This is a genomic window from Tahibacter caeni, assembly GCF_024609805.1.
GTDB classification, from domain to species: Bacteria; Pseudomonadota; Gammaproteobacteria; order Xanthomonadales; family Rhodanobacteraceae; genus Tahibacter; species Tahibacter caeni.
In genome coordinates this window covers 1-7,198 of sequence record NZ_JANFVR010000255.1, presented here as the reverse complement: position 1 = coordinate 7,198, position 7,198 = coordinate 1, and the positions used below count along the sequence as shown (strand labels likewise).

The 7,198-nt window shown below is 71.1% G+C and carries 6 protein-coding genes; 4 read left to right on the top strand and 2 right to left on the bottom strand.

Annotated elements, in window-relative coordinates:
• The 4 genes from NON22_RS17840 to NON22_RS17825 all read left to right on the top strand — a co-directional run.
• A partial coding sequence (locus NON22_RS17840; protein ID WP_257388295.1) for an efflux RND transporter permease subunit occupies positions 1 to 1,502 on the top strand: 1,502 nt, incomplete at its 5' end.
• A gap of 50 nt (positions 1,503 to 1,552) precedes the next feature.
• A complete protein-coding gene (locus tag NON22_RS17835) occupies positions 1,553 to 2,233 on the top strand; it encodes a response regulator transcription factor (protein WP_257388297.1) in 681 nt (226 codons plus the stop codon).
• Positions 2,230 to 3,561, top strand: coding sequence for a sensor histidine kinase (locus NON22_RS17830; RefSeq protein WP_257388294.1), 1,332 nt, complete (start codon positions 2,230 to 2,232; stop codon positions 3,559 to 3,561). Before NON22_RS17835 ends, NON22_RS17830 begins: the two co-directional genes overlap by 4 nt.
• A 190-nt stretch (positions 3,562 to 3,751) precedes the next feature.
• Positions 3,752 to 4,549, top strand: a complete 798-nt coding sequence (locus NON22_RS17825; protein ID WP_257388292.1) for a MipA/OmpV family protein — start codon at positions 3,752 to 3,754, stop codon at positions 4,547 to 4,549.
• 129 nt (positions 4,550 to 4,678) lie between these two features.
• Here the strand turns inward: NON22_RS17825 and NON22_RS17820 are convergent, their stop codons facing one another.
• Together NON22_RS17820 and NON22_RS17815 are read right to left on the bottom strand one after the other, a co-directional pair.
• Positions 4,679 to 5,686, bottom strand: coding sequence for an NAD-dependent epimerase (locus NON22_RS17820; protein ID WP_257388291.1), 1,008 nt, complete (start codon positions 5,684 to 5,686; stop codon positions 4,679 to 4,681).
• A gap of 100 nt (positions 5,687 to 5,786) precedes the next feature.
• Positions 5,787 to 7,079, bottom strand: coding sequence for a nucleotide sugar dehydrogenase (locus NON22_RS17815; RefSeq protein WP_306673886.1), 1,293 nt, complete (start codon positions 7,077 to 7,079; stop codon positions 5,787 to 5,789).
• Positions 7,080 to 7,198 lie beyond the last annotated feature (119 nt).

Genomic DNA, 7,198 nt, shown 5'->3' with positions numbered 1-7,198 from the left:
CCGTCGCCGCGCTGCTGCCCGGCGAATTCATGCCCGCCGACGACGGCGACCGCACGCAGGTGACCGTGTCGCTGCCGCCGGGCAGCACCTTGCGCGACACCGTGGCCGCCGCCGAGCGCGCGCGCCGGTTGATCGCCGCCGTGCCGCACGTCGCATCGGTCTACACGGCCGCCGGTGCCCGCGGCGGCGAATCGGAAGGGCCCGGCGAGCCGGCAACGCCGGCCGCCGTCACGCAGGCCGTGCTCACCGTCAACCTGGCGCCGCGAAACCGGCGCGACGGCGCGACGCGGCAATCCATCGAGAGCCGGCTGCGCCGGGCGCTGGAACCCTTGCCTGGCGTGCGGATCGGCGTCGGCCTCGGCGGCGACCGCTTCGAACTCGTGCTCGCCGCCGACGACGGGCAGCTGCTGCTGCGGCATGCGCCGATGGTCGAGCGCGAGCTGCGTGGCATCCCGGGCATCGGCGCCGTCACCTCGTCGGCCAGCCTGGTGCGGCCCGAGCTCGTGGTCCGCCCCGACTTCGCGCGCGCCGCGGACCTAGGCGTCACCTCGGCGGCCATCGCCGACACCTTGCGCATCGCGACGTCCGGCGACTATGGTGAGGCGCTCGCCAAGCTCGATCTCGGCGAACGGCAGGTGCCGGTCGTGGTGCGCCTGGCCGACCGCGGCCGCGATGATCCCGACGTCCTGCGCCGGCTGCCCATTCCCGGTGCGCGCGGTGTGGTGCCGCTGGAAAGCGTCGCCGACCTCGACATCGCGAGCGGGCCGTCGACCTTGACCCGTCGCGACCGCCGGCGAAACGTGAGTTTCACGGTCGAGCTCGACGGCCGACCGCTGGCCGCGGTCGAGCGCGCGGCCGCGGCGCTGCCGAGCCTGCGCGCGCTGCCGCGCGGCGTGGAGCAGACGACGGCCGGCGACGCCGAAGCGATGGACGAGCTCGCCGCAGGCTTCGCGCTGGCCATGCTCGCCGGCGTGTTCTGCGTCTACCTCGTGCTGGTGCTGCTGCTGAAGGACTTCGCGCAGCCGGTGACGGTGCTCGCGGCTCTCGCGCTGTCGGTTCCGGGCGCCTTCGCCGCGCTGCTCGTCACCGGCTACAGCCTGTCCATGCCGTCGATGATCGGCCTGATCATGCTCATGGGCATCACCACGAAGAACGCGATCCTGCTGGTCGACTACATCGTCATCGCGCGGCGCGATCACGGGCTGAGCCGGCGCCGCGCGATCGTCGACGCCTGCCGCAAGCGCGCACGGCCCGTCGTCATGACGACGATCGCGATGGGCGCAGGCATGCTGCCGGTCGCGCTGGGCCTCGGCGCCGACCCGAGCTTCCGCGCGCCAATGGCCGTCGTCGTCATCGGCGGATTGCTCACGTCGACGGCGCTGTGCTTGCTCGTGATACCGGTCGTCTACAGCGTCATCGACGATGCCGTGCGTCACCTGCGCCTGTGGTTCGGCGGGCGCCGCGGCGCCGCGCCGATGGACGGTTCCGAGATCGAGGCCTAATCTTGTACCGGCCGTTCACTGTTGGCGAAACCGCCGTGACCAAGGAGCCCCTGGCCATCCTCGTCATCGAGGACAACGCGCAGCTGGCCGCCAATCTCTACGACTACCTCGAAGCCTGCGGCCACAGCCTCGACGCCGCGCCCGACGGGCTGTCGGGTCTGCATCTGGCCGCGTCGAAGGACTACGACGCGATCGTGCTCGACTGGAACCTGCCGCGGCTCGACGGCCTTTCGCTGCTGCGCCGGCTGCGCGGCGAGGCGAAGAAGGCGGTGCCGGTGATCATGCTGACCGCGCGCGACCAGCTCGCCGACAAGATCGACGGGTTCGAGTCGGGCCTCGACGACTACCTGGTCAAGCCGGTCGCGCTGGCCGAGATCGAAGTCCGCCTGCGCGCGCTGGTCGCGCGGCGCCGGCAGGCGGCCGCGCCCGACGACGTGCTCGCGGTCGGCGATCTGCAGTTCAATCTGAGCACGCAGGAAGCGCATCGCGCCGGCCGGCGCGTCGCGCTGACCCGCACCGGACGGCGTCTGCTCGAGCTGCTGATGCGCGAAAGCCCGCACGTGGTCGCGCGTGCGCGGCTCGAGCGCGCGGCCTGGGGCGACGACGGCGCGCCGGGCGCCGACCTGCTGCGCTCGCACATGTACGTGCTGCGCCGGGCCGTCGACGTGGAGCCGGAGGCGCCGCTGCTGCACACGGTGCCGGGCTCGGGCTACCGGCTGTGCGTCCGTTGAGCCGACTGTCGTCCCTGCTGAGCGAGCCGCGCAGCGTGCACTGGTGGATCAGCGCCGCGCTGATCGTGTTCGGCCTGATGATGGTCGCGGCGCTGTCCATCCAGGCCTTCAGCAGCCAGCGGCTGATCGAGCACAAGATCTGGTCCGACCTGCTCGAGGTGCTGTCGGCCGACTACGCCGGCCGCGTGCGCCGCGGCGACTTCGCCTCGCTGCCGGCCCAGGGCGTGATCCGCGCGTGGTACGTCGAGGACGGCCGCGCCGCGCCGGCCGTGCCCGGCTATCTCGCGCATCTGGCCGCCGGCCGGTACTCGTCGGAAGGCATCGTCGGCACATTGCCGACCAACGACAGCGTGCACGTGCTCGTCGTCGATCTGCCGCCGGGCCGGCTGATCACGGTGATCGACATCGCCGAGCTGGAGCAGCAGCAGAACCGCGACTCCGTCCTCAGCGGCCTCTGGGCGCTGGTGCTGCTGGCGCTGATCTGCGGCGTGATCGCCTGGCTGCATGCCAACCTCGTGCGTCCCGTGCGCGATCTCGCGGCGCGCATGCAGGCCATCGATCCGGGCAGCGTCGGAGAGCGGCTGCCGACCACTTACAAGCGCGAAGAGGTCCGGGTCATCGCGCACGCGAGCAATGCGCATCTGGAGCGCGTGGAACGTTTCATCGAACGCGAGCGCAGCCTGCTCGACCAGGCCAGCCACGAGTTCCGCACGCCGATCGCCGTGATTGCCGGCGCGCTCGACGTGCTGCGCCAGATTCCGCTGCCGGACGCGTCGAAGCCGGCGCTCGCGCGCATGACGCACGCCGTGGAGGATCTGTCCGAAACCATGGTCGCGCTGCTGTACCTCGCGCGCGAAGCGGCGCCGGCCGCCGGGCCCGTCGAGGTCACGGTGCTGCACGAGCTGCTGCCGCGGCTGGTCCGCGACCACGAGCACCTGCTGCGCGGCAAGCCGATGCAGCTGCGGCTGGGCGAGCTGGAACCCGCAGCGATCGCCGCGCCCGAGGCGATGGTGCGCATCGCCGTCAGCAACCTGCTGCGCAACGCGATCGAGAACACGGATGCGGGCCGCGTGGAGCTGACCTTGCGCGGCGGCGTCATCGCCGTGGCCGACTCGGGCAGCGGATTCGATCCGGTCGAGGCGGCGCGGCGCTACCGCGACAGCCTGCGCCGGCCGATGCCGGTGCGCGGGCAGGGCCTGGGCCTGTTCCTGATCGGGCGCATCGCCGACCGCTTCGGCTGGACCGTGTCGATCGAGCCCGTCGCCGGCGGCGGCACGCGCGCCACGCTGGACGTCAGCGCCGGCGTCGTCGCGCTCGGCGGCGACTGAGCCCGCGCCCCGCGTCGAGGCGGCCGCACGGCACGGCGTGAAGCCGGCACCGCCCGTGCGCGCGGCGGCGACATTGCAGCGACATCGCCGCTTCATGCTGCCGCGGACGCTGACTCCCGCGCAGCGCCGCCTGCGCGGGCCGCGCCCGCGTCGGGCATTCCCCTACTCGAAGAAGGTCAGGCTTCCCATGATGAAATTTCTGTGGCTCGTGCTGCTGTCCGGGTTGTCGTTGAGCGCCGTCGCGCAGGCCGAAGATGCCGACGAGGGCGGGCCGGACGGCCCGCCGCGCGGCTGGCAGCTCGGCGTCGCGGCGGTCGTCTCCGACAGCCCCTATGCCGGCGAGGGCACGCGCGTCATTCCGATCCCGCTGATCGGCTATCAGGGCGAACGGTTTCATTTTCGCGGCATCAGTGCCGGCTGGACCGTTCTCGAGCTGGGTTCGTTCGAGATGTCGGCCGTTGCGAAGGCGCGCCTGGACGGCTTCAAGGTCGATGATCTCGGCCGCGCGGCCCTGGCGCGCAACGGGCTCGACTACCGGCTGCTGGAAGACCGCAAGAACGGCGTCGACGTCGGCCTCGGCCTGAAATGGCGCGGCCGCGCCGGCGAGCTCGAAGCGGAACTGCTGGCCGACGTCGCCGACCGCAGCGGCGGCCAGGAAGTCTCGCTGGAATATGGCTATCCGTTCGAGTTCGGGCAGTCGACCCTGACGCCGAAGGTCGGCGTGACCTGGCAGTCGAAGGACATGGCCGACTACTACTACGGCACCTTGCCCGAGGAAGCCGCGCGCGGCGCGATTGACTACCGCCCCGGCGCGGTGACCGTTCCGCACGTCGGCGTCACCTTCCTGCGGCCGCTCGGGGAAAAGTGGATGATGCTCGGAAATATCAAATACAGCATCTTGCCCGACGAGATCCGCGACAGCCCGTTCGTCGAGCCGGACACCGACGCGACGACGTCGCTGTTCGTGGGCTTTTCGCGCGCGTTCTGACCGCCGGGACGGCGCGCCGCTGAACAGGACGGCCGCCGCCCCGTCCGGCAGGGGGCGCGGAGATGCCGCGATCGGCCGGTCCGCCGCCGACGGCGGCCGGCCAGGTCCGTGCGCAAAAGCGCGCGCGGCTCAGACCGCGTAGAACTCGCGGTACCACGCGACGAAGCGCGCGACGCCCACTTCGACGGGCGTTTCCGGACTGTAGCCGGTGTCGCGCATCAGCGCGCTGACGTCGGCGGCGGTATCGGGCACGTCGCCGGGCTGCAGCGGCAGCAGGCGCTTCTCGGCGGTGCGGCCGAGCGCCTGCTCGATGAGCTCGATGTAGCGCGACAGCTGTACGGGCCGGTGATTGCCGATGTTGTAGACGCGGTACGGCGCCTGGCTGCTGGCCGGCGTGGGCCGCAGCGGATCGAAGGCCGGATGGGGGCCGGGCACGCGGTCGAGCGTGCGGATCACGCCTTCGACGATGTCGTCGACGTAGGTGAAGTCGCGCGTGTGCTTGCCGTAGTTGAATACGTCGATCGGCTCGCCGGCGAGAATCTTGCGCGTGAACAGGAACAGGGCCATGTCGGGCCGGCCCCAGGGGCCGTAGACCGTGAAGAAGCGCAGACCCGTGGTCGGCAGCCGGAACAGATGGCTGTAGGTGTGCGCCATGAGTTCGTTGGTCTTCTTGCTCGCGGCGTAGAGGCTGACCGGATGGTCGACGCTGTCCTCGACCGCGAACGGCAGCTTGCGGTTGGCGCCGTAGACCGAGCTCGACGAGGCATAGACCAAGTGCTCGATGTCGCGGTGGCGACAGGCTTCGAGCACGTTGAGGAAGCCGACGACGTTGGAATCGATGTAGGCGCGCGGGTTCTCCAGCGAATAGCGCACGCCGGCCTGGGCTGCGAGATTGACGACGCGCTGCGGCGCGGCGTCGGCGAAGGCCGCTTCGAGCGTCGCGCGGTCCTCGAGCGCGCCCTTGACGAAGCGGAAGCCCTCGCGCGTCAGCAGCCGGTCCAGTCGCGCCTGCTTGAGGCGCACGTCGTAGTAGTCGTTGAGGTTGTCGTAGCCGAGCACCTCGTCGCCGCGGTCGAGCAGGCGGTGGGCCAGGGCCGAGCCGATGAAACCGGCCGCGCCCGTAATCAGGATTCGCATGCAGAAAACTCCGTGATCAGTGCCGGAAAACGGCAGCCCGTCGTCCGCTTCCGCGCCGCGCCGGCGACCGGGAACGCATGATAGCCGCTGCGTTCGGCGCTCAGAGGCGTTCGTCGACCTCGTCGCGCGCGAACAAGTTCTTGACGTCGAACAGCACGGCGCCGGGCTTGCCGGCCGCGCGGACCGCAGCCGCGCCCAGCGCCTTGAACTCGCGATGCGCGACGGCCAGAACGATCGCGTCGTAGCGGCCCTGCGGCACCGCCGCGAGCAGCTCCAGTCCGTATTCGGCGCGGGCTTCGGCCGCGTCGCACCAGGGATCGTGCACGTCGACCTGCATGCCGTAGTCGCGCAGCTCGGCGATGACGTCGACGACGCGCGTGTTGCGCAGGTCCGGGCAGTTTTCCTTGAACGTGAGGCCGAGCACGAGCACGCGCGCGTCGACGAGCGCGATGTGCCTGCGCGTCATCAGGCGCACGACGCGCTGCGCGACGTAGGCGCCCATGCCGTCGTTGATGCGCCGGCCGGCCAGGATCACGTCCGGGTGATAGCCGATCTGCTGCGCCTTGTGCGTGAGGTAGTACGGATCCACGCCTATGCAGTGGCCGCCGACGAGGCCCGGCCGGAACGGCAGGAAATTCCACTTCGTGCCGGCGGCTTCGAGGACTTCGGCGGTGTCGATGCCCAGCCGCGCGAAGATCTGCGCGAGCTCGTTGACCAGCGCGATGTTGACGTCGCGCTGGGTGTTCTCGATGACCTTCGCCGCCTCGGCCACGCGGATGCTCGAGGCCTTGTGCGTGCCGGCGCGGATGATGCGCCGGTACAGCGCGTCGACGAACTCGGCCGCAGCCGGCGTCGAACCCGAGGTGACCTTGACGATGTCGGGCAGGCGATGGCCCTGGTCGCCCGGATTGATGCGCTCGGGGCTGTAGCCGACGAAGAAGTCGACGTTGCAGGCCAGTCCCGATTCGCGTTCGATGACCGGCACGCAGACTTCCTCGGTCGCGCCCGGATAGACGGTCGACTCGAACACGACGACGGCGCCGCGCGCGATCGCCCGGCCGACCGTGCGGCTGGCCGACAGCAGCGGCGCGAAGTCGGGCTGCTTGGCGACGTCGATCGGCGTCGGCACGGTCACGATGAAGACGTTGCAGTCGCGCAGGGCGGTCGGGTCGGCGCTGTAGCGCAGCTGCGTAGCCGAAGCCAGTTCCTCCGGCGAGACTTCGCGCGTGTGGTCGTGTCCGGCGCTCAGCGCGGCGACGCGTGCTGCGGCGATGTCGAAACCCACGGTCGGCAGCTGCCGGCCGAATTCCACGGCCAGCGGCAGGCCGACGTAGCCCAGGCCGATGATGCCGATGCGTGCGTCGTCGATGCGGCCCAGCGCTGCTGAAGTCATGGACGTCCCGGTCGCCGAAAAGGCTCGCAGTCTACTGCGGAACGGTGCCGCGCATGAACGCCCGGCCGCACACGCGGCGGCCGGCCCGCCGCCGGGTCGGGCCGGCCGCGACCGCCGCC